Genomic DNA, 493 nt, shown 5'->3' on the forward strand with positions numbered 1-493 from the left:
GTTAATTCGCGTCGCGTTCGGCAAGCGAATCGTTAATCTTTGTCAAATGACTTTCTGGCGTCATCTCGAATTTCACCCGCAGTTCACCGACGACAGCAAATCGAGCCGCTGCGTCGGCATGCCTTGCTGCGAAGGGATGACGGTGCCGCCCGTCACGGTCATCGCGCAGTTGTGCAGGCCAATGATTATGCCGGATTTCTCGGATTTCGCCGGATCGAAAGTTAGTTTCCAGCGTTGTAGCGCCGGATCGCGAAAAAGCGCGACGACGCCGAATGCCTGCGCTTCGCGCGACACCTTTTCGGTCGCGTTGTAGTGCTGCCCCGGAATCAGCGTGATTTCGCGCACGCTCAGCAGATCGGCGCCGAGCGCGGTCTTTTCTTTCGTCGGATCGGTGAAGCTGTCGAACGGCGCCTGCTGGAACGACGTCGGATCTTTCAGCGCGTAGAGGCGCACGACGAGCGCGAGCGGACGGTTGTCGTTCGCGGCGTTGAGG

General features: G+C 59.4%; 1 protein-coding gene. It reads right to left on the reverse strand.

What is annotated here, in order from left to right; all coding sequences use genetic code 11:
* Positions 1–72: 72 nt before the first annotated feature.
* The coding region (tssJ, locus tag J5M67_RS28030) for a type VI secretion system lipoprotein TssJ (protein ID WP_207888623.1) at positions 73–493 on the reverse strand (421 nt) is incomplete at its 5' end.

Origin of the sequence: Pseudomonas sp. 30_B, assembly GCF_017491605.1 — a bacterium.
Lineage (GTDB): Bacteria > Pseudomonadota > Gammaproteobacteria > Pseudomonadales > Pseudomonadaceae > Pseudomonas.